Genomic DNA, 23,798 nt, shown 5'->3' with positions numbered 1-23,798 from the left:
CGCCACGCGTGAACGCTTGGAGACGGGGGGCGGGGCACGCCTGCCTGGCGGTCCAGGGCCCGGCTGGCACTGACGGTCCTCGAACGCCTGAGGCTGGGAGTCAGCGCTCAGGCAGGCGAGGCGATGCCCCACAAGCCCACGGTGCCGTCGGGCTCGCCCCAGGCCACCGTCGTCCCGTCCGGGCTGAAGACCGCGTTGCTGCCATAGAAGTCGTTGTCGACCTCGTAGCGGAACACCCGGGCACCCTCGTCCACGCTGAGCACGAGGAAGCCGAACTTCGTCACCGCGAGCAGCCCGCCGTCCGGACTGAAGGCCGCGTGGCGTGAGCCCGGCACGGGGCCCGACAGCGTCCCGCCCAGGCTCCAGTCGCTCACGTGGAAGCGCTGGATGCCGGGACCCGTCGTCGTCGCGACGAGCTGAGTGCCCGAGGGGTCGAAGGTGACGTTCACGAACTGCTCCTCTTCCTCCTCGTGGACGTGCACGAGCTGGCCCGTCCTGGCGTTCCAGAGGACGACCCGCCCTTGGAGACAGGCGGCGGCGAGCCACTGCCCGTCGGGAGAGAAGGCCAGCCCCACGACCTCCCGCTGCGGCCCCGCGAGTCTGCCCAGGGACGCCCAGGCCCCGGTGTCCCAGAGGAGCACGCCGCTCCCCTGGTCATGCATGGCCAGCCGGGTCCCATCCGCGCTGGCGACGAGTCCCCAGGACTCATGGTCCGGGAGCTTCGCCTGACGCAGGAGCTCGCCTCCGGACTCGGCGTACAGGCCCAGCTCGAAGCGGGTGTTCGTCACCGCGATGCCCCCGAGCGCGGGCAGCGCCTGCATCGCGACGCCCTTGGGCACGACGACCTCTCCGGCCAGGGCCTCCTGTCGTCCCTCACGCCAGTGCCACCAGCGCAGCCGCTCATCCCCCCGGTGCTCCAGGGTCACCAGCAGGTGGCCGCTCGGAGAGAAGCCGACCTTCTGGTACTCGACCCGCTGTTGGCTGGGCGTGCCCCAGCGGCCCAGGAGCGACCAGCGGTTGCCATTGTCGGGACGCAGCACCTGCTTCATCACCACACCACCTCGCGTCGAAACCCCGAGGCCCCCCGCATGCTCCCAGGTGGCCTCGGGTCGGTCATCATGCACTACGGCTCCAGGTCGAAGTGCGTCTGCTTGCCCCAGTACTTCTCCAGCTCCAGCAGCTCCTGGCCGAACTCGTCCAAATCATTGGGGCTGCGGTTCACCATGGACGCGAACCAGTTGCGTATCTGCTTGCTCACGCCGATGGTGTCGTCCGCCCACTCGGGCAGGCTGAAGACGTACTCGACACTCCCGAGGTCATCCTCGATGGTGACGCCCGTCACCTTGACCGCGATGGCGTCCCGGTTGGTGTTTCCCTTCACGGTGGTGATTTCCCGCCGGAAGTACGGCGGCTTCGTCGACGTCCCCGGGGAGATGCGGACCACGGAGAAGTCGTCGTGCACCCAGTTTCCGTCCGCGTTCTTCGTGAAGCCCCGGGCCTGGAGCTCGGCCTCCAGCTGGGCCACCGTCTTGCCCTTCATGGTGCCCATGCTCTTGACGTGCCCGCCGTTGGCCACCGCGTGACTCCTCTTCGCGGCGGGAATCTGGAGCATCGACAGCTTCTCCAACTGGAGCAGTCCGGCCTTCTTGAGGTGCTTGGCCAGGCGCTGGACAGCGGAGTCTCCCAGGCCATTGAGGAGTCGCTCCACGTCCTTGCCTGACAGGCCATCCACATGGTCGATGGCTTCCTGGCCCAGCCGCTCCACCAGCTCCTCGCGCTTCACCTTGTCGGGGATGTCGTACCAGCGCTTGATGAGCGCCTCGCAGCGGTCAGCCACGACCTTGCCCACCGGCGTCACCGCGTTGCCGACGGCGCGCCAGAACCGGCCGGTGCCGACGACCATGCCCATGGCGGTGAACACGCGCTCGCCCGTGGACAGCTGCGTCCCGTTGGGCATGCACGTCTCCCAGCCGGTGATGACCTCGCAGAAGTCGATGAAGTCACCGACGGGCGTCATGCCGACGCCGAAGAGCGCCACCTCCTTGATGATGACCTGGGCCGAGTCGCCGATGCTCAGCAGCGTGGAGATGATGCTCGGGTCCTCCACCGCCGCGCCGTCCTCCACGGACTGCCAGCCGCCGTGGAGCCCGTCGAGCGTGTTGAGGATTTCGTTCTGCTGCGCCGTCGGCGCGTCGCCCTGCCAGAGGTTGAGGTTGGACTGGAGGCCATCGGCCTGGTGCGCGGCCTCGGGGCGCTTGCGCAGGTAGGCGATGAGCGCCTTCGTCGACGGGCGCACCGGGGTGTCGAGGAACCAGCCGGCCTCGTCCATGGACTCGCGCACGACGTTCCACACCATGTCGCGGGCGTTGATGAACGCACCGACCTCCTCCATGGACACGCTGGCGCGGCTCTGGATGGCCTTCTCGAAGATGCCCTGGTTCTGCCTCCAGCTCCGGACGATGGTCATGAAGCCGCTGCGGTTGACCACCACGCCCGCGCTCCGCGTGGTCTCCAGTTGCTGCAGCACCTGCGTCGCATAGGCGAGGTAGGGGTCGTTGTCCGGGTCGAAGTCGTCGCCCACGTCCAGGTCCGGCGTCTCCACGTCGGGGATGGAGCCGGGGTCCAGGTCCGGGTCATACGTCCCCGAGTCGCCCAGGTCCGGCGAGCCCGTGGGAGGTGTCCCGGCGAGCCAGTCATCCAGCCCGCCCATCTGCCCTCGGAAGTCGGACATGATGCGGTCGATCTCCGTGCGGAGCGCCGCCAGGTCTTCCTTCAAGTCCCGCAGCAGCTGCTGGAGCTGGCTGAGGACGCGCGGGTCCACGCCGCCGTAGCGCGACAGGATGTCGTTGAGGTCCGCCTCGGTGATGGAGTCGAGCGGGCGCTTGGACAGCTCGTCGATTTCGCCCTTCAGCTCGGCGAGCAGGTCCAGCTCCGCCTGGGCCCGCGCGAGGTCCCCGTGGATGCTCAACAACTGCCACTTGCGGTCCTCCAGCACCCTCTCGAGGTTGGCCAGGTTCTCCGACAGGCGGGGGTTGATCTCCTTCAGGTCGAGCGCCACCGACGTGGTGCCCGAATAGGCGGTGCCCCGGCGCTTGACGAGGAAGAGCGGCCGGGCCGTCAGCCCACCGGTCTCCAGCTGCACGATGTCATCGGTGATGACGCAGCTCTGGTCGGGCTGCGCGAGCATGACGTTGAAGTAGAACTGGTTGGGACCCCAGCGCAGCAGCGTGGCGTTGAACGGCGCTCCGAAGATGTTGGTGTCGTTGCCGTGGGAGTCGACCCGGTAGTGGCCGGGAATCGTCCGGGTCGGCAGCGGCATCGCGTTGATGGAGAAGTTGGCCTGCCCCTCCTGATGGAGCCGGCTGGTGTCCTGGCAGCTGCCTTCGCTGCGGTAGGACGTGGACTGCCAGGCAATCAGATAGTCGCGGTAGGTGGCGGCGCGCGCGGTGGCGGGCGCGAGGACCGCCCAGGACAGCAGCAGGGCGAGTGCCCGAAGGATGGATGAAGTCATGGCGGGCCTCACAGGTCCGAGGAGCGCAGCGCGACATCATGCGCGAGCACTGCCTGACGGAGATTGGCGTTGTTGAGGTGGGTCTCCACGTCCACGAGGAGCGCCTCGGAGACACCGGCCCTCCGCATGTTGGTGACGTTGAGCCGCACCATGTTGGGAAGCGTCGTGTTCAGGTAGTTGCGGGCGCTGGTGAACTGCCTGCGCAGGGCAATGCAGCCCGTCTCCATCCAGGGCGTGGAGGTGGTGGAGACGTTGGCGCACAGCGGCTCGAGCTGGAGGATGCTCTCGAAGTCGACGTGCTTGCCCGCAAGGAAGAAGTACTTCAGGTTCCTGCTGCGGGGCGGCAGCTGCCACAGCGCGGTGGTCCGCTGGTTGGCATTGGCCAGGAAGGCCTCGGAGGCCTTGAGCGTCGCCGCGGTGGCGAGCGTCTGCCGGGTGGCCGCGTTCGCCTGGGACGTCACGAGCGCGCCCCGGCGCAGCCGCATGCCCTCCAGCAGCTTCGCCACGGCCGTGGCGACACGGGCATACCGTGCATCCGCATAGCTGGAGATGTTGTTGAGGACGATGGCGGAGCGCTCGGTGAGGTTCACCCGCGGCAGGTTGTTCTGCGTGAGGAAGGCCGCGAAGGGCTCGGTGGCAAGCAGGTGCCGGGCGTGAATCTGCCCCATCGCATGGACCAGCCGCCGTGCGTCCATCTGGAGCTGCTGCGGGCGCTGGCTCTCCGTGCGGCTCAGGTCCACCAGCTCCACCTGGAGCGCGCCCAACTGCGCGAGCGTCGCGGCGGAGGCGCGGGTCGCGATGTCCTCGAGCTGCGCGAAGACAGCGGCCTCGCCGTCGCGGTACGTGACGAAGGCGGCCAGGGTGGTGGTGACCTGCGGCTCCAGCGCCTCCAGGGCGAGCTGGTAGGACGCGAAGTGGTGCTTGTACTCCTCCAGCGTCTCGCGCTGGGTCGCCAGCTCCGCGCTGGCGGCGCGCTGTTCGGCCGTGGCCCGCGCCTTCAGTCCGTCACCCACGCGAGCGCGGGCATCGGTGCGGCGCTTGTTCCTGCGGTCGAGCTCGCTCTGGGAGGGCCCCACCATGTCCTCACCGACGCTCTCCATCTTCTCCAGGCTGGTCTCGTAGATGGCCATGGACGCGCCGAGGGACAGCCGGAAGTAGCCCTGGACCTCCTCGGTGCGCTGCACCCAGATGCTGGGGTTGGCGCTATCGCCAGCGGGAGCGAAGACGTAGGGCGGCTTCGACTTGCATTGCGAGTGAAGCTCCGGGTCCGTGAAGGTGTTGCAGAGGGCCTCCTGCGTGGGCTTGAACTCGCTCAGGAGCGAATCGATGCTGGTGCCTCGGGGCTTGCACAGCGTCCTGCCCTTCGCCCAGAAATAGACCTCCACGCAGACCTGCTCGGAGGCCAGGGGGCTGGTGGTGTCGGCGACGGGGGCCTGGGTTTCAGGCGGGGGCGGAGCGCTTTCGCTCGTGCCGCAGCCGGTGGCGCCCAGGGTGAGCATCAGCGCACCGAGGACGCGTCTCCTCATGCTTCTCTGTGTCTGGGTCATTCTTGGGTCTCCCATGATTCGAGTCCTTTCACGCTCGGGAGCGCGGGCTAGAGACAGCCTCCGCCGTTGGCGAAGTCCGGGTAGCACTGCGCGCCAAACATCCGGACCTTCCAGAGGAAGTAGGTGTTCTGGTGGTCGGGCCGTCCCTTGACGCTGACCTGGAACCGCACGTTCTGGTTGGGGAGCACGAGCGCCTGGAGTTCGTGCATCTGCCGGAGGTTGGTGATGTTGATGCGACTGGTCGCGAGGTCCACCCAGGTGGCGCCATCCTGCCGCTGGAGGCTCAGGAGGACTTCGCTCTGGGCCGGAGAGGGAATCCCCGGCTGGTTGGGGATGAGCAGCTCGACGGAGCCACGGACGAGGCCCGGCACGTCCTGCGGATGCTGGTAGTAGCCGAGCGTCTGTGCGATGGGGACAAAGGCATCCACCGCATCGACTCGCACGTCGACGCGGCCGTAGTAGAGGGAGTAGGAGTCGTACCAGGAGTTGTAGGTCGCGTTGAAGACGGCGTTGCCTCCGCGCCAGTCCATGGTGGCCCGGCTGGCGCCGGTGCACGGGGCGAACTTGCCGCCGTACTGGTCGAGCGCCCAGTAGCACCAGCCCGCCGGCATCATGTCCGGACGCAGCAGCGGCAGGTTGATTTCATAGCCATGCACGATGATGGGCGGAGGCGGGTCTCCCACCGGCTCGCACGTCGAGCACGGGAGCTCCTGGGTGGTGGTGTCGAGCGGGGCCTGTTCTTCAGGGCCGCCGTCCGGAGGAGCGCCGCACGCGGTGGCCGCGAGCAGGCAAAAGAGGGCCATTCCCTGGATGGGGAGTTTCATGGTGTTTCCTTGGAAGATGTCTTGGTGAGAGGGGTTGAGGACGGGGACGCTCAGGGCGTCACCCAGGGGGCGAGCTGCGCCCGGGCCAGGTCGAGCTTCGCCTGGGCGGCGGCGGCTTCTTGCGCGGCCACCTGGTACTGCGCCTGGTATTGCTCCTTCGCGCCGGCCGCGGAGAGCGCGGAGAGCTTCTGGATGACGGGGAGCGCCTCGGGGCCGATGAGCTCCTCCAGCGTCTTCGGCGAGCCATCCGGGTGGTGGTACTTCGTCGGGTCGCTCAGCGAGCCCAGGACGAAGTAGAAGTTGGCGAGTATGCCGGCCTCCTCGTCGTTGAGCACGCCCGCGCAGCCCATGGCCGCCTTGAAGATGATGGGGGCGGCTTCCTGTCCCTGGACGTGCAGGGCATGCGCCGTCTCATTGGTGAGGTCCACGAGGAAGCTGTTGGCGAGCGTCTTCATGAAGTCGAACGCGGCGCTGTACTCGACGAGGCTGGCCAGGTGGTCGCGCTGCGTCGTCTTCGTGGTCAGCGCCGCCTGGAGCGCCTGGAGGATGTCCTGGGCCTGGGTGGCGTTGTCCACGTCCACCTCGTTCCAGGTGATGCTGAGGGAGACGCGGCAGGTGTCGGCGAACGCGGCGGTGCCCGTCCACGCGGAGGAGTCCTTGAGCTCCAGGGAGGCAATCAGCTCCCGGTCCAAATCCCGGAGGGTGACCTCCGGAGTCGACATGAAGGTGTAGCGGGTGGCGGGCGTGCCCGGAGGCGTCAGCGTCACCTCCAGGGGGAACTGCGTGGAGCAGTTCCCTGTCATCACGCGCCGGAGGATGGTGCGCAGCGGGACGGCGGTGGCGAAGTCCGTGGCGGTCAGTGTCTGGGTGGGAATGGAGCAGCGGCTGAGGCGCCCGTTCCCCATCGTGCAGTGGGACGGCGAGATGAGGTCCACCGTCGTGGTTTCGGCGAGCGCGGGCGCGCTCCACACGAAGGAGGAGAGGACGCCTGCGGCGAGTGCGAGTCTGGCATTCATGATGGCTTGTGCATGGGCGGGCATCCGGCCGGCACCCGGAAAAACCCGTGGAAATGAGCCCCCACGGCTATACGCGCGCATGGGCGGATGTTGGTTCTGGCCCACGGACACGACAACGCACGTGGCTGCCTGCCGGGCCGCCACGTGCGTCTCGACTTGACTGAGATTGAGAGCTTGAGACGGAGAGGAGCTGCCTGCGGAAAGGCATTGAACGGTGAAATCGTTCAGTCCTGACGGAGGGAGTCAGTGCTCGCCGTCACGAGTCCCGGGTGCTGCGGAAGAGCTCATAGCGCTCTTCGAGGTACTCCGGTCGAGGACGCTGCGCGGGATGCAGGGGCAGGATTCCCAGCGGCTTGCCCGCGAAGCCCTTGAGTCCGTGCTCCAGCGTGGGTCCGTCGTGCTCATCCATCAATCGCTGCGCGATTTCGATGATGCCATCGGGGCGGATGCCCATCAGGTCCGCGTCGAACGCGCCGTGGTGGAGCTTGCAGAGCGACAGGCCGTTGGCGACCTCGGGACGGCCGCGCACGTCCCGGTCCGGGAGGATGTGGGCTGCGTCTAGCAGCTCCCTGCGCGGAAAGCGGCAGACGGCGCAGCGCTGCTCGTAGGCGTGAAGGACATGCTGACGAAAGGCTACCTGGTGCAGTCGCTTCTTCACCTCTACCGTCGTGTAGCGACGCTCCAGGGTGAGCAGCTTCGGGTCCGCCACATAGCTCCCCGGTGCTCGCACCTGTGCTCCAGGTGGGCCAGAGGACACCGTGAAGGACTTGGCAGTCAGGTCCACGCCTGAGATGTAGACGGGCCAGATGGGGGCGTAGAGACCAGGTTCGATTCCGTAGAAGTAGATGAGAGGCGCATCCAGCTCCATGGCGCGCACGAGGCGTCGGTTGTCGCGCCCCTCGACATCCTCTCCCTGGAACCGGTAGTCGAATCCCTCGTCCGACGGCAGGTCGTCATATCGGGCCTCGCGTCCCTGGCGCGGCACCGTGGTCTTGATGGAGAGGGCGGACTCGCGCATCTGTCGAGGCCAGAAGATGCCGCGCGCCCGGTTCGCGAAGTAGAGCGTCTCCCCCTTGAAGGAGAAGCCCATATTGATGACGTCCCAAGACAGGACGTCGCCATGTCGACGCACCCGTTCCTGCAAGGCGTTGATGGCGGCGAAACGGATGGGCCAGTCAGGGTCCTGGGACATGGGCACCCGGCACCGGGTCAGGGACGGCACCGGGGTCTGACCAGGCTACCAGGTTGCCGTCCTGGGGGGCCGAGATGCCGTGGTCTTGTCACGGCAGTCCCGTGGTGCGCGCGCACCTCTGACGAGGTAGCGCGCCGAAGTCTTGTCTCGCGCCAACGCACGGGCGCATGGCCACTCAGGGTCCTGTCAGTGCATCCACCGCCTGGGATTGGCTCCATGTCCTCGGACCGGGTGCCCTCGGAGGCCGGCTTGCTCCCGCGAATTCCCACACCTTGAACCCTGTTCAGAGGCCGCTCGACAATCCCGCGCCTGGCCTGCTCGTGGGTACGTGGCCGGAGACGTCTCCATTCCACTCTCGCGAGGGCCTCTTCATGGCAGACACACTTCCGATTCAAATCGTGAACAAGACTCCCTATGCGGACAGCGATATCTGGCTCGTGACCACTGGACAGCAGCAGCCAGACAGTCCGGGAGAGGGGCGATTCCACCCGTGGTATCGCCTGGCCGACGCGAGGACCGGCGCGCTCCAGCAGATTGAGCCGGGCGACGAGAAGAACGGACTCCTCGACTACGGCATCAACCTGGGGACCGGAACCGATGGGGGGAAGATGCTGCTGCCCGCGCTCAACGGCGGCGCGCGCATGTACTTCTCGGTCAAGGACAAGCTGAAGATGAAGGCGGCCCGCATCATCGGCTCGCCCTACTTCAACAACACGACGCCGAACGGCTGGAGCACCCACGGCGACAACTTCGGAACGCTCTTCGACTGGTGGGAGTTCGTCAACCTGCCGAAGGACCCGATGACGGGCTTCAATGCGAACCTCACGCAGGTGGACATGGTCGGCCTCCCCATGTCGCTGAGTGTGTACGGCAAGGATGCGCCCGGCGGAGACGAGGTCGGCTTCAAGGCTGGCGCGCGCTCGAAAATCCTGTCGGAACTCAAGGCCACCCCCGGGTGGGAGAAGCTCGTCATCCAGAATGGCGGGCAGGACATCGTCGCCATCGCGCCGTTTCACGGCATCGAGAACGGTGCGTTCAGCCCGACGTACTTCGACCCGTACATCGACGCGGTATGGGAGTACTACGCGGCCAGCGGCCCCCATCGCCTGGGGGTCGAAGTCGAAGCCGGGGTGTATTTCGTCGGGTCCGTCGAGGCCTCGGGCCAGTTTGTCTTCCAGCAAGCGGCCGTCGCCGGGAGCGTGCAGCCAGCGTTCTCGAAGCCGACGACCTTTCAGGTGTTCGCAAACCAGGTCAACGCCCAGGAGGGCGGGGGCCTTCACGGCTCCCAGATTCAAGGCGCGCTCGCCCCTGCGCTCAATCGAACGGTGCTGCTAGCGCAGGACCGTCTGGGCGTCATCAGCGGAACCGAGGCGTGCAAGGAGACCCTGCGGGACAGCTACCAGCCCTGGAAGGGCCTCACGAATCACTACGCCCGCGTGGTGCACGCCAACGCCATCGACGGCCGCGCATATGCGCTCGGCAACGACGACAACTGCGACGGAAGCTCGTTCACCGTCTCGCGGCAGCCCACGAGGGCGACCATCACCCTCGAGGCCTTCTGACGGCCGATAGAGAGACCTCGAACGGCTTCGTCGCGGCGGGCTGGAGCTGGGGGCACCGGCCCTGGCCCTGGCCCGCAACGACGAAGCCGTCGAGCGGAGCCTGGGTCACCGCCGGGTGCGGCTATTGGCTCCAGTCCTGGAATGGCGACGACGAGTTCGAGTGCGTGAACTGAGGGAGGCGCCTGCCCGACGGCCGTGAGCGCACCTGCTCCGGGCGCCTGGAAGCTCGGGCGCCCGTCCGTCGGGCCGTCCGCTTGAATGCGGTCCTCGGGGATATGACGTTTCCCGTCCAGGTTGGATGGGAGCGAGGACCCCATGAGCGAGGAGACAACAGCGCCCCTGCCTCACGGCACGCGGGACAGCGGCATTCCCGCGCGCTTCTTCGCGGACCCCGACTTCGATTTCGAGGCGCGGATGGCCCTGGGGCTCGCGTCGCAGGGGGTGGGCGATATCGGCGGCGTGCTCGTGACGCTCGAGTCCATCGAAGAGGGGAGCGCGGAAGGGTGGTTCCAGGCCTGGAAGGCTTCCGCGGAGCGGCTGCGTGCCCAGGCGGAGTCGAGCGCGGCCTCCGGACATGAGGAGAGCGCTCGGTGGTTCTTCCTGGCCGCGTCGGAGGCCTACTCGCGCGCGCTCGCCTTCGTCACGGGCCTGGCGGACCCCGGCGTCCTGGCGCCGACCTTCGCCCTCCATCGACGGTGCTGGGACGCGGTCGTGGCCTACTCCGAGGGCTGCTTCCTCCGGGTGGAGGTTCCCTACGAGGAGGGGACGCTGCCCGGCTACCTCCTCCGTCCAGATGCCTCGGGCGCGGCGCGGCCGACGCTCGTGCTGACCAATGGCAGTGACGGCTCGCTCACGTCGCTGTGGGGCACGGGCGCCTCGGGAGCGCTGCGACGGGGCTTCAATGCCTTCGTGTATGACGGCCCAGGCCAGCAATCGCTGCTGTTCGAGCAGGGCATTGCCTTCCGACCGGACTGGGAGGCGGTGCTCACTCCTGTCGTGGACACGCTGGTGTCCCGCCCGGATGTGGATGCACGGAGGTTGCTGGCCTACGGCATCAGTCAGGGTGGCTACTGGCTTCCTCGTGCCCTGGCCTTCGAGCCTCGCTTCATCGCCGCCGTGGTGGACCCGGGAGTGATGGACGTGTCCACGTCGTGGACGTCACACCTGCCGCCGGAGCTCATCGCGCTGCTGCACGCGGGAGCGCGGGAGCCGTTCAACGAGGCGATGCGCGAAGTGGAGGCGGACCCTGTCATGGCCCGCGTCATGGCCTTCCGGAGCAGACCCTACGGCACCGGGACGCCGTTCGACACGTTCTCCCAGGTGCTGCGCTACCACCTGCGCGACGTCGTGGAGCGCATCCGCACCCCCATGCTCGTCCTCGACCCGGAGGGCGAGCAGTTCTGGCCAGGCCAGGCGGAGGCCCTGTTCCAGGCGCTGCGTGGCGACAAGGAGCGCGTCCGCTTCACCCGCGAGGAAGGGGCGGACTCCCACTGCCAGCCCTTGGGCAGGACGCTCACGGACCTGCGCATGTTCGACTTCTTCGCCGACCGGCTCGCCCGCGTCCGCACGCACTGACCGCCGCCGCGCTATCTCCGGCGAGGCTTCTTCACGGGTCGGGCCTCGTCCTGATGTCGCTGGATGCGTCGGCCGATTCCCTCCAGCATGAAGTCGAGGCTGTTCTCGAACTCCGCATCGACATCCAGCGCCCGCATGCGAGACAGGGTGTGCTTCACGCCAGGGTAGTCCTTGGCGGGAAGGGCCAGGGCCGCGCTGTGGAAGCGCTGAAGGGGAGGGGACGCACCGTTGTCCCTGGCGGCCCACTGCTCCTGGCGGCGGATGGTGCCCGCGAGCCAGGAGAAGAACGTGTTGTGCAGGTCCCCGGCCTCGCTCCAGGGCACCCCCGCGTCATGGAGCATGCTGACGGTGCGCTCCAGCACGAGGAGCGCTCCGTGCACGGCCGGGCCTTCCTCCAGGAGGTAGTCCATCACGCCCCAGTGGGCCAGGCCGAGCATGCGAACGCGCAGCGCGACCTCTCGCAGCCAGTCGAGCGGCGCGAGGGTGGTGTCGGGAAGCACGAGCTGCTCGAAGATGTGCTCCACCACGCGCGACACCAGCTCCTCGCGGTCGCCGACGTGGTTGTAGAGCGCCATGGGCGTCGCGCCGATTCGCTCCGCCACGGCGCGCATCGAGAGCTTCCTCAGCCCGCTCTCCCGCACGAGCTCCGTGGCGGCCTCGGTGACCAGCGGGAGGGACAGCCGAGGGGGGCGGCCAATCGCCTTCTTCGCCTTCTGTCCCTCCGGAGCTTCGCGACCAGCCATCCCACTCCTCCCGCCGCCGCGCGAGCCACACCACGGCGCGGGCCAACGTAGTCGGCTCCGCGAGACGCGCAAACGGGTTCTTCACCCCGCATCGTCAGCGAGTCCGTCCCCCAGGTTCCAGTGTTCCTGGAGCGCCGCCTGGTCCGCGAGGAGCGCGGACAGCCCACCGACGCGTTCGAGCACCGCATCACGCGCTCGCAAGACCTTCCGCCGGACGGCGGCCACATCCGTTCCGAGGAGGACCCCCTGGTGCTTCACGAGCTGGCCGCGAACCATCACCGACTCGACGTTCCCCGCGTGCGCCTGCATCACCACCGCATCACGAGGCCGGCCCAGCGGCGTCATGTTCAGGGCGTCGGCGGAGAGCACCACCAGGTCCGCCCACTTCCCGGGACGAAGGGAGCCCGTGACGGCCCCGAGCCCGATGGCGTCGGCCGCGTCCTGCGTCACCATGCGGAGCATGCGGCCCGCCTTCAGGTCGAGCCTCCTGGGCAGGCCCGCGAGCGCATTCGCACGGCCTCGCTCGGACTGGAGCGCCAGCCGCATGGCGGTGAACAGCTCGCCTCCGTTGCTGGCCACGACATCACAGCCCAGGGTGGTGCGGACGCCCGCACGCAGGGCGCGCCCGACGACGGGGAACCCCATGCCCATCTGGAGCTCCGACTCCGGCGTGGCGCTGATGGAGCCTCCACTGTCGGCGATGCGGGCCAGGTCCTCGTCACCGCTGAACGTGCAGTGCACGAAGAGGAGGTCCGGGCCGAGCAGTCCGTCGCGGCCCAGTTGCTCGACTTCGCTCGGCCCCGTGACGGGCCACGCCGAGCAATGCAGGGTGATGGGCACGCCCAGCTCGCGCGCGGAGAGAAGCTCCGCTCGACTCTGCTCCCACGGCACCTGCATCTCGGAGAGCGCGATACCCAGCCGCACCCGCCCGCTGTCGGAGGCGAGAGGCCCCTCACGGAGCCGGCGCGCGTCCGCGAAGCGATGCTCGGGGGTGGGGAACGCGGGACTCGGCGAGGGGCCCTGCGCATGGCCATAGGCGAAGAGCGCCTGGATGCCCGCATCCTGGAGCCCTTGGAGGGCCGCGTCCGCGTGGGCTGGCGAGGTGATGCAGTGGGAGTAGTCGACGAGCGTCGTGATGCCCGCGTCGAGCGCCTCGAGTGCCCCCGCGAGGGTGCCCGCATGGACATCCTCTGGAAGGAAGACCGGTGAGAGCTTGACCCGGACCGCCGCGAGGTAGTCGAGCACCGTCCAGTCGCCGCCCAGCGCGCGCAGCGGCGTCTGCCAGGTGTGCCGATGGGTGTCGATGAGCCCCGGCATCACCAGCTTGCCGGCGAGCGGGAGCACCCGGCAGCCCTCCACGCGCAGCTCCCGGCCCATCGCGGTGATGCGCCCGTCCTCGATGAGGATATCGCCGCACGGAAGGTCTTCGAAGTCCGGGTCCCCCGTCACCACGGTGGCACCTTGGAGAAGCCATCGCTCTGTCTGGGTCATCTCCAGGAGAATTAATTTACGCTGTATATTAAGTCAAATCCGCCGATTGGCGCGGTGCGTCCATGCCGGCTCGACGCGCGCGCCGAGGCCGCGAGGTGCGAAGGCTCCGTGACAGCGGAGTCGCGGTGTGCAGCGCGCTACACCCCCAGTCACGGAGGTAACCACTCGAAACATCTGGAATCGGCCTTGGCCCATGCATTGCTCAAGAGGGGACATGTACCCACACCCCTTTCCAAGGAGCAGTTCATGAGGAACGCCAGGTCCTGGCTCGCCGGCGTCGCGGTGTTCGCACTGGTCGCCACGGGATGCGACAGCGAGAACCCGCCCGATGCGCAGAAGGTCGCGGACGTCACCGCCAGCCGTTCAGCGGAGATGGTGCGAGGCGTCAGCGCGAGCGTACGGACGATGAACGGCCTGCCCGCCGTGGACAGCCTGGAGGAGGCCCTGTCCGTCTTCAGCGCGGGCTTCGAGGGCGTCCCCCTGCCGGCGCTCCCGAGCGAGGAGGCGGAGGAGGAGGACGGCTCGTCGCTCCCCGACTTCTCCAACGAGGCCGAGACGAATGCCCAGGCCGAGCGCCTGGAGAAGTATCTGCGCGAGCGCGTCTTCACCGCCGAGCACGTGGAGTCGACGGAGGGGGACTCCACCGTCTTCCTGCTCAAGGGCGAGAATGTCTGCACCGATGGCAGCCAGGCGGCGGACACCGACTGCGTGAAGTTCGTGAACCAGTCCGAGCTGCGCATTCGCGCGACGACCCTGGACGATGACGGGCTGGAGCTGACGTTCCTCATCGGTTCGAAGAAGGCCCAGCCCATGTCGCTGCGCTTCCTGCCGAAGGTCATCGCCCTGGTCGTGGACCTGGGGGGCGTGAAGAGCGCGGTGCAGCAGCTCGACGCGGAGGCGGCCGCCGCGCTGCCGACGGTGATGGTGGGGCAGGTGGAGCTGAAGGTGACGAAGGAGGGCGCGCAGCACTGGATTGTCAGCGGCTCCATCCTCCAGGCGCTGCGGCTGGAGCTGACGGATGAGGATGGCACCCTGGCCATCTCCTCGGCGCGCGCCGTGCCGCTGGTGGAACTGGAGGCGGATGGCGTGGCGAAGCGCGCGCGCTTCCTGCTCGACTTGAACACCACCGAGGTGAGCCTGCCGTACTCGGGCGTCGCGCCCGCGCTGCGGGGCAAGAACTGGACGGCGTCCCTGTCGGGCCTGTCGTTCACGCTGGAGGCGACGGAGAACCAGAAGGACTTCACCGTGGGCCACGTGGGGCTTGGAGACGCGCAGAGCTTCTTGAGCCTGGGCGCCGACAAGCTCTTCACGCTGGACCTCAACAGCCAGTCCGGCCGCCACTTCGACCTGAATCTGTCGCGCGGCGATGACGGGCTGCCGCTGGTGCGCGTGCAGCCGGAGGTGGACCTGGTGGCGCGCTTCTTCCTGGCGCCGCTCAAGGCGGACTCCGAGATGGAAGTGCCGTCCGCGTACGAGGAGGCGACGTATCGCGTGCGCTTCACCGGTGGAACCGGAGGCCCGAGCCTGCGTCCGGTGCGCGCCAACACCACCACCGGCTTCAAGGGCGGCCTGCAGGTCGTGACGGGCGAGCTGTCGCTCACCGCCGGGACCTCCAGCGTGGCCGTCTCCGCGGGCCAGTGCCTGGTGGGCCGTGAGACTTCGAGCGGCGGTGGCTCGCTGCTCGACTACCTGCAGGCGGGCAGCTGCCAGTAGCCCGCGGTCAGCGCTGAAGCACGAGAGCCGCGCTCCACTCCAAGGTGGGCGCGGCTCTCTTTCATTCGAGCGAGGGGCTCAGCTCTTCCGGCGACGACGCAGTGCCAGGGGAAGGGCGAGCATCGCCAGCGCGCCCAGGGAGGCACCGCCCGCGGCGGCGCAGCCGCCCCCATCATCGTCCCCCGGGCCAGGACCCGCGGGCGAGCCCTTGCCCACGGTGATGGACAGCGTCGTGGTCGCGGCCCGGTCCCCCTCGCTGGTGAGGTCCGCGTCGGCGGAGTTGCCAGCGCCGAAGAGCGAGAGGGTGACGTCCGTGGACGGCGCGATGACGGAGAAGGTGAAGCGCAGCTCGTTGCCGCTGAACTCCATGGGCCGGGTGTGGACCAGCTCCGCTCCCAGCTTCTTCATGTTGGCGCCCGCCTGGAGGACGGCCTCGGTGCTGCTCACCGCGATATCCGCGCCTCCGGTCCTCGCGGCGCCACCCCGGATGATGAAGCTGTACTGGCCGGTGGCGCCGGGCTCCAGGCTCGTGGGCCCCTCGAACGCGACGGTGGGAAGCGCGCCTCCTTTGTGACACGTGCTGCACGTCGCTCCGTCCTTGCCCGTATGCCCGGTGATGCCGGTGCTGGTGGCGAAGGCCGGGAGGGACCACAGCGACGAAACCGCGAAGATGCCCGCGAGACGGAACAGAAGACGCATCGATTCTCCAAGAGGACCATCAGGTGTGACGGGGGCTGTCCCCGGTTCCTTTCACACACACGTCTGTCTGGAACCGGGGACAGGGGACTTGCAGGAACAGGCTTGCTTCAGCGCAGCTGGACGAAGGAGAAGGAGAGGCCCCGCGTGGTCAGCGTGGGCCTGCCGCTCTCACCCAGCACCCGCAGCGTCGTCGACGCGGCGCCCGCGCCGAACTCGGTGTAGAGCGTCTGGTTCTCCGACTCGTAGAGGAAGATGCTGCCGGAGGTGGAGGGGAACTCGGACTTCCGCGTGGCGACCAGCGTGCCCAGGTTCAGCTCCCACCACTGCCACCCCGTGCCGCTCGCGATGGTGCGCGGGTGGGTGCCTTCGAGCACCGGCGCGATGCTCTCGTCCAGCACGCGCACGTACGCGGTGCCCTGGGGGCCCGGGATGAGCGCGCCCGCGGTGCCGCCACCCACCAGGCCTTCGAGAGACCGGTAGAACGTGGGGTCGATGGTGCGCGTCTGCGGGTTGAACTTGAGCAGGCACGGCTCCGGCGCGTCCGCGCCCTGCACCCGACGAACCGCGGCGCCGTACGCCTCGGTCGCGAGGAACACCGTGCCGTCGGAGCCGACGGCGATGTCGTGGGTGTAGCCACAGCGGTCATCGGTGGCGATGGTGGCGGCGTCCGTCGTCGTGTCGATGGAGACCACGCCCGCCTTGCGGGTGATGCCGATGCCAGACACCGGCCGCCAGCCGACCGGCATGATGAACTGATTGCCGACGCGGGCGACGGCTCCCGAGAAGGCCAGCACGGTGTCGGGGATGACCAGCGCGGGGAGCGGGATGCTGCCCGTGACAGTCATCGCCGTGGGGTTCCAGATGACGACCTGCGCGGTGGCTCCGTCGAAGAAGTAGGCCTTGGTGTCGGAGACGAAGTGGAAGTTGGCCTGGTACTCACCGAGCGAAGTCACACCCAGGCTTGAAAAGCTCACGGTCCCCGCCTCGTCCAGGCCGCGACTGTCATTGAGCTTGTAGCGGGTGACGACCGCGCTCTCGTCCGTCACCACGTAGAGCGTGCCGGACTTGTGGACGCCCACGCCGAGCGCACGGCCGGGAACCTTGATGGCGTTGTCCAGCGACAGCGTGCTGGTCTGCTCCGCCTGGCTCGTCACGACGACGTAGCTCTCCACCGGGTCGTCGGCGAGCAGCTGCGTGGTGACGGCATACAGCGGCCCGTTGTCGTCGTCTTCGTCCGAGTCGCCGCAGCCCGCGAAGAGGCAGGGGGCGAGCAGCGCCAGGGTCCATCGCAAGGAACGGAAGGCAACAGGATGCTTCATGGGAACAGCCTCTCGACGGGGGGGATGGAAATGCGCCGCCCTTCCATGGCGCCTGCCCCGGTGAGGGGGACATCCGTGGATGAGAACGATACGCATTATCGTTTTCAGGTCGTATTGAAGTGGGGAAACCGTGATGTCAAGGAATGCCGACAGGCCCGCTGTCGCTGGAGAACGAGGGGAGGTTGACCCGACGGCACACTGGCACCCGGGTCTGTTGCGCGTGCGTCCACGGCCCTCCCACTGTGCCCGCCGCGGGTGCGTCGAAACCTCTTCGACGTGAGGCTTCTGGGGGGAGTCATGGCGCAGGACGACGGGCAGGGTTCAGGACCGACGGCGGACTCGGGAATGGCGCGCAGGACGCTGCTGCGGGGCCTGGGGGTCGCGGGGGTGGGCGCCGCCATCTCCGGGACGGGCTCGGTGGCGGAGGCGGCGGGGCCGGCACCGGGTCCAAGGACCCCGGCTCCGGCGATGCCGGCGGCCTCGGGGCAGATCACCGCGGACGGAGTGACGCGAGCCCTGGCGGTGCTCGACGACATCGTCAAGAAGGACAAGGCGGCCACCACCGTGCCCGGAATCGCTGTCGCCGTGGTCTACGACGGCGTGGTCCGCTACCTCAAGGGCCTGGGCGAGCGCCAGGCGGGCGTGGTGGGGGACGTCGATGCGGACACCGTGTTCCAGCTCGCCTCGGTCTCCAAGCCGCTGAGCTCCACGGTGATTGCCGCAGCGCTGACGCGGCGCCTGGCCAAGGTGGACTGGAATGACACGCTCCAGAGCCTCCGTCCTGGCTTCACGCTCGCGGATGCCTGGGTGGGGCAGCACGTCACGGTCGCCGACATGTTCGCGCATCGCAGTGGCCTGCCGGACCATGCGGGAGATCTGCTCGAGGACCTGGGCTACACCGGCGAGCAGATCATCTCGAAGCTGGCGCTGTATCCCCTGGCGCGGTTCCGCGACTCGTATGCCTATACCAACTATGGGCTGACAGCCGGAGCGCTGGCGTTCGCCACGGGGACGGGGCGCTCCTGGCAGGACCTGGCGCGGGAGATGATTTTCGCGCCGCTGGGCATGAGCAGCAGCTCCTATTCCTTCGCGGACCTCCAGGCGAGCAAGAACCGGGCGGCGCTGCACACGTTGGTGGACGGCCAATGGAAGCCAGACCTGGGGGCCAACAATGACGGTCAGGCGCCAGCCGGTGGCGCGAACTCGTCGGTGCGGGATTTGTCCCGGTGGCTGACGATGCTGCTCGCGGGAGGCGGCTACCCGGGGCTTCCGAATCCCGTGGTGGACGTCCCGGGACTTCAGACCATCTGGCGGCCAGTCAGTGTCACCCAGGGGCCGGAGGAATTGGGAGGTCGGACGAGCTTCTACGGGCTGGGCTGGAACGTCGGCTACGAGGACACCGGCGAGCTGAGGCTGGGCCACTCGGGCGCCTTCGGGCGTGGCGCGTCCACGGTCATCACCGTCTATCCGTCCAAGAAGCTGGCCATCGCCGTGCTGACGAACGCGGACCCGCGAGGCGTGCCGGAGGCCATCTCCGCGGAGTTCGTGGACATCGTCCGCTACGGCGCATCCACGCGAGACTGGCTGGCCTTCTTCGGGCCCATCGTGGCCGAGCCCATCACCGCGGACCAGACGAAGTACTCCAAGCCCGCGGTGAGCCCGACTCCCGCGCGGAACCTCAATGCCTACGTCGGAACCTATCCCAACCGCGTCTACGGAGACCTCACCGTGACGCTGAGAGATGGGGCGCTGTCATTCACCGTGGGCCCCGCAGGAAAGCGCTTCGCACTCATGCACTACAGCGGCGACGAGTTCTATTTCCAGACGACGGGAGAGAACGAGTCAGGGTTCTCCGGGGCCTTCTTCGCCGCGCCACGAACGAAGGTCCTCTCGCTGACCATCAATGCCTGGAACCGCGACAAGCTGGGAGTGTTCACCCGTCGCTAGGTGCCGGGTCCTCGCAGCGGCCCACCCCATGGCACCGGGGTGGGCCGTGCGGGTGGTTCAGGGCACGGTGACTGTCGCCGCATTGCTCCGGCGGCTGTTGCCAGCCCGGTCATAGGCGACGGCGACAATCACATGCGTGCCCGACTTGCCCGTCGTGTCCCACGTCCTCGTGAACGGCGCGGTGGCTGAAAAGGGCGACTGGAGGACGCCGTCGATTTCGAAGGCGACGTAGATGAGCGCCTGGCTGTCGGAGGCATTGGCGGACAGCGTGACGAGGCCGCTGACCACGGCTCCGTGGGCTGGCGCGGTGAGGACGGACGAGGGCAGCGCGTTGTCGACGACCAGGGTCCGGGTGTTCGTCTGGACGTTGCCGGCGTTGTCGGTCGCGCGCAGGGTCAGGGAGTAGGAGGTGTTGCCCATCACCCGCGTGTCCCACGTGAAGTTGTAGGTGACGCCCGAGTGGCCCGGCTGCGAGGCCACGAAGGACCCGTTCCGGAGGAGCTCCACCAGGGCCACGCCGGAGAGACTCTGGTCCGTCACCGCCCAGCTCAGGCCGACGATGCCTCGCACGTAGTTCTGCGACTGCGGATTGTACTGAGGCGAGCCGGTCAGGATGATGGGAACGAAGTTGTCCACCAGGACGCTCACCGCGCTGGAGGTGGCCGAGTTGTCCTCGACGTCGAAGGCCTGGGCCGTCAGCGGATGGGTGCCGGAGACCACCGTCGTCGTGTTCCAGCTCACGCTGAAGGGGGCCTGGGTGGCGGAGCCGATGAGCGTGGCCCCGTCGAAGAAGTCCACGCGGGAGACGCCCACGTCATCCGAGGCGTCCGCGGTGAGGGTGACCGTGCCACGCAGGAAGCTCCCCGGAGCCGGTGCGGTGAGCGCCACGGTGGGCGCCGAGAGGTTGTCCAGGGGCGCGCTCACCTGTTGGACCGGGGCCTGGGTGTCCTCCCGCGGGTCCGGGCCCTCACCGCAACCGACGGAGGCCAGCGCGCTCACACCGACCAACACTGCGGCGAGGCCACGGCCTCTTCTCGAAACGATGCTCATGTGGATTCCCCCTTCGGGGTATGGCGCTCGCAGGGATTGGGAGCACCATCGGCATCGACATATCAAACGGCCAGCGCGGATGGGGGCTCCCCCGGGCCTGTCAGCCGCCGCTTCGCACGGTGCCAGGCCGGGTGTGGTGGGACTGCCCCAGGGTTCGCGCTACCTCACGGCGCGGGGGCCGCTGACTGGTTCACCAGCACGTCGTGGAAGTATGCATTCACATACCCCAGTGGAGTGGGGCTGCCGCTGCCGCAGGAAGGCAGGGCGTGCGTGACGACCAGCTCCTTGTTGGCGATGCCGGGAGCCCCGGTGTCCGTGACGGTGTAGGCGCCGTACACCTCGGGCTGGCTGTCGCGCTGGAACACGAAGCGGTCATTCGCCGCGTCCCACTGGACTCGCAAGCGGGCCTGCTCGCCCTGGTGGATCAGGCCCAGGTCCGACGTGAAGAGCGAGCTGCGCCCCGTGCACGACGCGTCCCTGCACCGCTCGATGTTCGCTTCCACGCGCAAGTCCTGCGAGCCCAGCGGGTCCGTGGACCGGGAGACGATGCGGATGGACGCGGTGATGTCATCCTTCGCGCTGGCCCGGCTCGGCGTGGCGGCGTTGAAGAAGTGGCCGGACAGCTCCGCCGCTGCCTGGGAGACCCCGGTACCCGGCGGCTCGCACCCCGTGCTCCGGGCGTTGTTCACGCGGACCTTCGCTTCGATGGCCGTCACCAGCGACGGCTGTGTGAAGCGCAGGCCGTAGCGTCCCGTGCCTGTGTTGGACCGGCTCAAGAGCCGCAGGCGGGTGAAGGCCAGCTCACGAAGCGCCTGCTGCCGGCTTCCGCTCTCCTGGCTCGTCCACCGTGCCGGGTCGATGCCGCGCACCTTCGTCGCGCGAGGCGGGTTGGACTCCGACGGGTTGAAGTTGTCGTACGGCACCATCGGCTCGACGGCGTGGGCCGTCCCCCCGACGAGCAGCGCGAGCACCGCGTACTTCAGATTCATTGCGCTCATGGGGTCTCCAGCTCCTTCAGTTGGATGTAGTGCCGCACCCGGGCGTTGTCGCCCGTGTCATGGTCCTTGCCCTCGGTCTCCAGGGACATGCCGTTCTCAAAGCCATTCAAGAAGCTCCCCATCATCTCGAGCCCGTTGAGCCAATCATTGGCATTTGCCTCGCCCTTCACCCGGAGGACCAGGCCCGACGCCGCGAAGAAGCTGAAGTGGCCGTCCCGCTCGTCCACCGCCGTTCCGGCTCCCCCCTCGGGGATGGAGTCGTAGTGGTCATTGGGGCCGACATCCTCCTCCCAGATGGCGGAGGTCATGTTCACCACCCCGGTGAAGTTGGCGGGCAGGTCCGGGAACTGCGTGGGATTGTCCGGCCCGGTCCGCACCTGCCAGTTCGGGTAGATGGTCTGGTCCTCGACGATGGTCAGGAAGGTGTTCTCCCGGAAGAAGCCATTGGCTGTCATGTGGACACGGGGCGTGAACCAGTCCGCGCAGCAGCCGCTCTCCGTCTCCAAGTCCGTCACCTGCTTCACCGCGTACTCCATCCGGTGCGGCTTGGCGGGGTTGTACTTCACGACGTCCTTCACCTTCGTCAAGGCCACGCTCACATCCACCATCGCGTGGTCAGACAGGCATTGCTGGAAGAACTGCTGCTGCGGGTTCGCGATGAGGATGCCGGAGTCAGGGTCGAAGTGCGGCTTGACGTCCGCCGTGGGCTCCTTGAGCAGCGCGTAGGTGGGGAACTCCAGGGTGTCCTCGGCGGGGAACACCAGCACGTAGTCGAGCCGGTCCTTGGAGCCCAGCTCGTCCGTCACCAGGTCCGTGCATTGGTTGGTCAACCACGTTCCGGTCGCCATCGGGTCCGGGCCGGACGAGGTGCGCGCCAAATCACGAGACTCGGAGAAGAGGCTGTTGGCCTTCTCGAACTGGGTGCGCTCGCTGATGTCCAGGAAGCTTTGGCCCACCATGTCCTGATAGCGGGGGAAGTTGGAGTCGGGCTGGGTGGCCTTGGGCCCCAGGGTGTTCATGTCCCCGAGCAGGAAGGCGGGGCGGTCCATGCCGCTCGGCCACGTGCCCTGGGGGAAGATGTCGTCGTCGCCGAGCAGGTACGGGAAGGTGTTGGCGTGCAGGGGGCCGCCCTTCCGCACCTGCTGGACATACGCCTTGATGTCGAAGAGCTGGTCCTCGCGGGCATCGGTGTCAGGCCCCGGCGAATTCTCTCCCGCGTTGACGTGGGTGCAGAACACATCGACGAACTCGCCGTAGTCCGTGGCCGTGGAGACCCTGGGCGCGCCGGTATCGTCATTGACGACGACAGGCGTGGTCGCGGCGGGGGTGGCGATGCGCGCCCAGATGACGCCCTTGTCCTGGAGGCAGTCGGAGCCGGTGCACATGTGCGAGGGGAAGTGGTGCACGCCTCCCTCCAGAATCTGCCGGGAGGACAGCAGCACGAGGCCCGTGCTCTCGGTGGCCAGCTTGAGGACGTCGTCGTTCAGCTCCGTGACGGCCTGCATGGGAGGCAGCAGCTCGATGGCGCGCAGCGCGTTGACCTTCTCGATGAGCTCGCCGCGCTCATGGGACATCCAGATTTCGGAGATGCAGGCGACCTCCTTCCTGAAAATCTTGGCGGCGACGGTGTCAATCTCGCCCGAGCCACCGTCGGGGACCCAGAACGTCGCGTCGGGCATCTGCCCCACGTTCCACATGGTGAAGCTGAGGGGGATGGAGACGGGCTCCTTGAGCTCGAGCGTCTCCCAGGTCGAGGGGATGAAGTCGACGGGCGACTGGTTCTTCACGTTGGGGAAGATGCCGCCTCCGACCCGCTGCGTGGCGCCGGCCACCGAGAAGACGGTGCTCTGGATGCCGAGGCCCAGCTTGCGGACGAGGGCGGACAGGGGCTCGCTGCCGGTGATGGGCGGCACGCTGGTGCGCAGCTTCACCGAGAACTCGATGTGCACGCGGGACGACTGCGCGCTCGGGGTCGACACCAAGGCGGTGGTGGCCCAGGCCTGGTTGGGGTCCGTCAGGGCCGTCCAGCCATTCGTGTTGTTGCCCATCCGCTGCGACAGCGTGGTATTTCCGTTCGGACCGGTGGAGTAGCGCAGTTGAATGCGCCGGTCCTCGGAGCGGGGCTGGTTCGCCCCGACGACCTGGTTGATGGTGGCGTCGCGCTGGGCGTCGAGCCAGACGTCGATGACGCCGGCCGCGTCCAGGAAGGTTCCGTTGGCGTCCTTGGGCCGGGGCAGGCGCATGCCGATGAAGAGCGTCTGCGAGAGGCAGGGGTTCGTCTGGACCGAGGGAATCCCGCCGGCGAGGGGCATTCCGAAGTTGCACTCTTCCGAGGTGTACTCGGCGTTGTCACTGACGAGCAGGTACAGCTCGCCGTTGGGGCCGCCGTTCGCATAGTCCTGCAGCGGGAACTTCTTGCCGTCGGCGTACTCCATGGGAGCAACCCAGCCGTCCACCGTGGGCTGGACGCACCTCGCGCCGGGACTGCATTGGACCGCCGCGTTCTGGGGAGGAAGCCTCGTAACGTGGGGCGCCGCCAGGGCCCAGGTAGGGATGAGACTGGCGAAGGCCAACAGGAATGCACCGCGTTGCATGAAACCTCCGGGTTGTG

General features: G+C 68.0%; 17 protein-coding genes. 4 read left to right on the top strand and 13 right to left on the bottom strand.

Annotated features, from left to right (window positions below):
• Positions 1–107 precede the first annotated feature (107 nt).
• The 6 genes from LZ199_RS26340 to LZ199_RS26315 form a co-directional block, all read right to left on the bottom strand.
• The gene (locus LZ199_RS26340; RefSeq protein ID WP_253996526.1) at positions 108–1,049 is read right to left on the bottom strand and encodes a WD40 repeat domain-containing protein; all 942 of its coding nucleotides are present in this window, start codon (positions 1,047–1,049) and stop codon (positions 108–110) included.
• A 74-nt stretch (positions 1,050–1,123) separates the two neighbouring features.
• On the bottom strand, positions 1,124–3,511 hold the full coding sequence (locus LZ199_RS26335) for a hypothetical protein (protein ID WP_253996525.1): 2,388 nt from the start codon (positions 3,509–3,511) through the stop codon (positions 1,124–1,126).
• Between the two features lie 8 nt (positions 3,512–3,519).
• Positions 3,520–5,037 carry a hypothetical protein gene (locus LZ199_RS26330; protein WP_253996524.1) on the bottom strand — a complete coding sequence of 506 codons (1,518 nt, stop codon included), beginning with the start codon at positions 5,035–5,037 and terminating at the stop codon, positions 3,520–3,522.
• Between the two features lie 68 nt (positions 5,038–5,105).
• Positions 5,106–5,882 (bottom strand): hypothetical protein, encoded by a 777-nt coding sequence (locus tag LZ199_RS26325; RefSeq protein WP_253996523.1) that lies wholly within the window; start codon positions 5,880–5,882, stop codon positions 5,106–5,108.
• A 50-nt stretch (positions 5,883–5,932) separates the two neighbouring features.
• Entirely contained in the window at positions 5,933–6,898 is a 966-nt protein-coding gene (locus LZ199_RS26320) for a hypothetical protein (RefSeq protein ID WP_253996522.1), read from the bottom strand.
• A gap of 256 nt (positions 6,899–7,154) precedes the next feature.
• Complete coding sequence (locus LZ199_RS26315; RefSeq protein ID WP_253996521.1) at positions 7,155–8,090, bottom strand: HNH endonuclease; 936 nt, start codon at positions 8,088–8,090, stop codon at positions 7,155–7,157.
• A gap of 371 nt (positions 8,091–8,461) precedes the next feature.
• Here LZ199_RS26315 and LZ199_RS26310 point away from each other — a divergent pair, with 371 nt between their 5' ends.
• Positions 8,462–9,652 (top strand): beta-1,3-glucanase family protein, encoded by a 1,191-nt coding sequence (locus LZ199_RS26310; protein WP_253996520.1) that lies wholly within the window; start codon positions 8,462–8,464, stop codon positions 9,650–9,652.
• Between the two features lie 315 nt (positions 9,653–9,967).
• Entirely contained in the window at positions 9,968–11,227 is a 1,260-nt protein-coding gene (locus LZ199_RS26305) for an alpha/beta hydrolase family protein (protein WP_253996519.1), read from the top strand.
• Positions 11,228–11,238: 11 nt separating this feature from the next.
• Here the strand turns inward: LZ199_RS26305 and LZ199_RS26300 are convergent, their stop codons facing one another.
• Together LZ199_RS26300 and LZ199_RS26295 are read right to left on the bottom strand one after the other, a co-directional pair.
• On the bottom strand, positions 11,239–11,970 hold the full coding sequence (locus LZ199_RS26300; protein WP_253996518.1) for a TetR/AcrR family transcriptional regulator: 732 nt from the start codon (positions 11,968–11,970) through the stop codon (positions 11,239–11,241).
• A gap of 81 nt (positions 11,971–12,051) precedes the next feature.
• Positions 12,052–13,461 carry an amidohydrolase family protein gene (locus tag LZ199_RS26295; protein ID WP_256569426.1) on the bottom strand — a complete coding sequence of 470 codons (1,410 nt, stop codon included), beginning with the start codon at positions 13,459–13,461 and terminating at the stop codon, positions 12,052–12,054.
• A gap of 246 nt (positions 13,462–13,707) precedes the next feature.
• Between LZ199_RS26295 and LZ199_RS26290 the strand changes: the two genes are divergently transcribed.
• The gene (locus LZ199_RS26290) at positions 13,708–15,174 is read left to right on the top strand and encodes a hypothetical protein (protein ID WP_253996516.1); all 1,467 of its coding nucleotides are present in this window, start codon (positions 13,708–13,710) and stop codon (positions 15,172–15,174) included.
• Positions 15,175–15,252: 78 nt separating this feature from the next.
• Here the strand turns inward: LZ199_RS26290 and LZ199_RS26285 are convergent, their stop codons facing one another.
• Both LZ199_RS26285 and LZ199_RS26280 read right to left on the bottom strand, forming a co-directional pair.
• Positions 15,253–15,873 (bottom strand): MXAN_6652 family MXYO-CTERM-anchored protein, encoded by a 621-nt coding sequence (locus LZ199_RS26285; protein ID WP_253996515.1) that lies wholly within the window; start codon positions 15,871–15,873, stop codon positions 15,253–15,255.
• A gap of 107 nt (positions 15,874–15,980) precedes the next feature.
• Complete coding sequence (locus tag LZ199_RS26280; RefSeq protein WP_253996514.1) at positions 15,981–17,192, bottom strand: MxcI protein; 1,212 nt, start codon at positions 17,190–17,192, stop codon at positions 15,981–15,983.
• 297 nt (positions 17,193–17,489) lie between these two features.
• Between LZ199_RS26280 and LZ199_RS26275 the strand changes: the two genes are divergently transcribed.
• On the top strand, positions 17,490–19,139 hold the full coding sequence (locus LZ199_RS26275; protein WP_253996513.1) for a serine hydrolase: 1,650 nt from the start codon (positions 17,490–17,492) through the stop codon (positions 19,137–19,139).
• Positions 19,140–19,196: 57 nt separating this feature from the next.
• Here the strand turns inward: LZ199_RS26275 and LZ199_RS26270 are convergent, their stop codons facing one another.
• The 3 genes from LZ199_RS26270 to LZ199_RS26260 form a co-directional block, all read right to left on the bottom strand.
• Positions 19,197–20,189: an Ig-like domain-containing protein gene (locus tag LZ199_RS26270; protein WP_253996512.1), complete on the bottom strand. Its 993-nt coding sequence runs from the start codon at positions 20,187–20,189 to the stop codon at positions 19,197–19,199.
• A 164-nt stretch (positions 20,190–20,353) separates the two neighbouring features.
• The gene (locus tag LZ199_RS26265; RefSeq protein ID WP_253996511.1) at positions 20,354–21,187 is read right to left on the bottom strand and encodes a hypothetical protein; all 834 of its coding nucleotides are present in this window, start codon (positions 21,185–21,187) and stop codon (positions 20,354–20,356) included.
• Positions 21,184–23,781, bottom strand: coding sequence for an exonuclease/endonuclease/phosphatase family protein (locus LZ199_RS26260; protein WP_253996510.1), 2,598 nt, complete (start codon positions 23,779–23,781; stop codon positions 21,184–21,186). The genes LZ199_RS26265 and LZ199_RS26260 overlap by 4 nt, the downstream gene beginning before the upstream one ends.
• Positions 23,782–23,798: the final 17 nt, after the last annotated feature.

This window comes from Myxococcus qinghaiensis (assembly GCF_024198215.1).
Taxonomy (GTDB): Bacteria; Myxococcota; Myxococcia; order Myxococcales; family Myxococcaceae; genus Myxococcus; species Myxococcus qinghaiensis.
The sequence above is the reverse complement of the archived record's forward strand: the minus strand, read 5'-3'. Positions and strand labels throughout refer to the sequence as shown.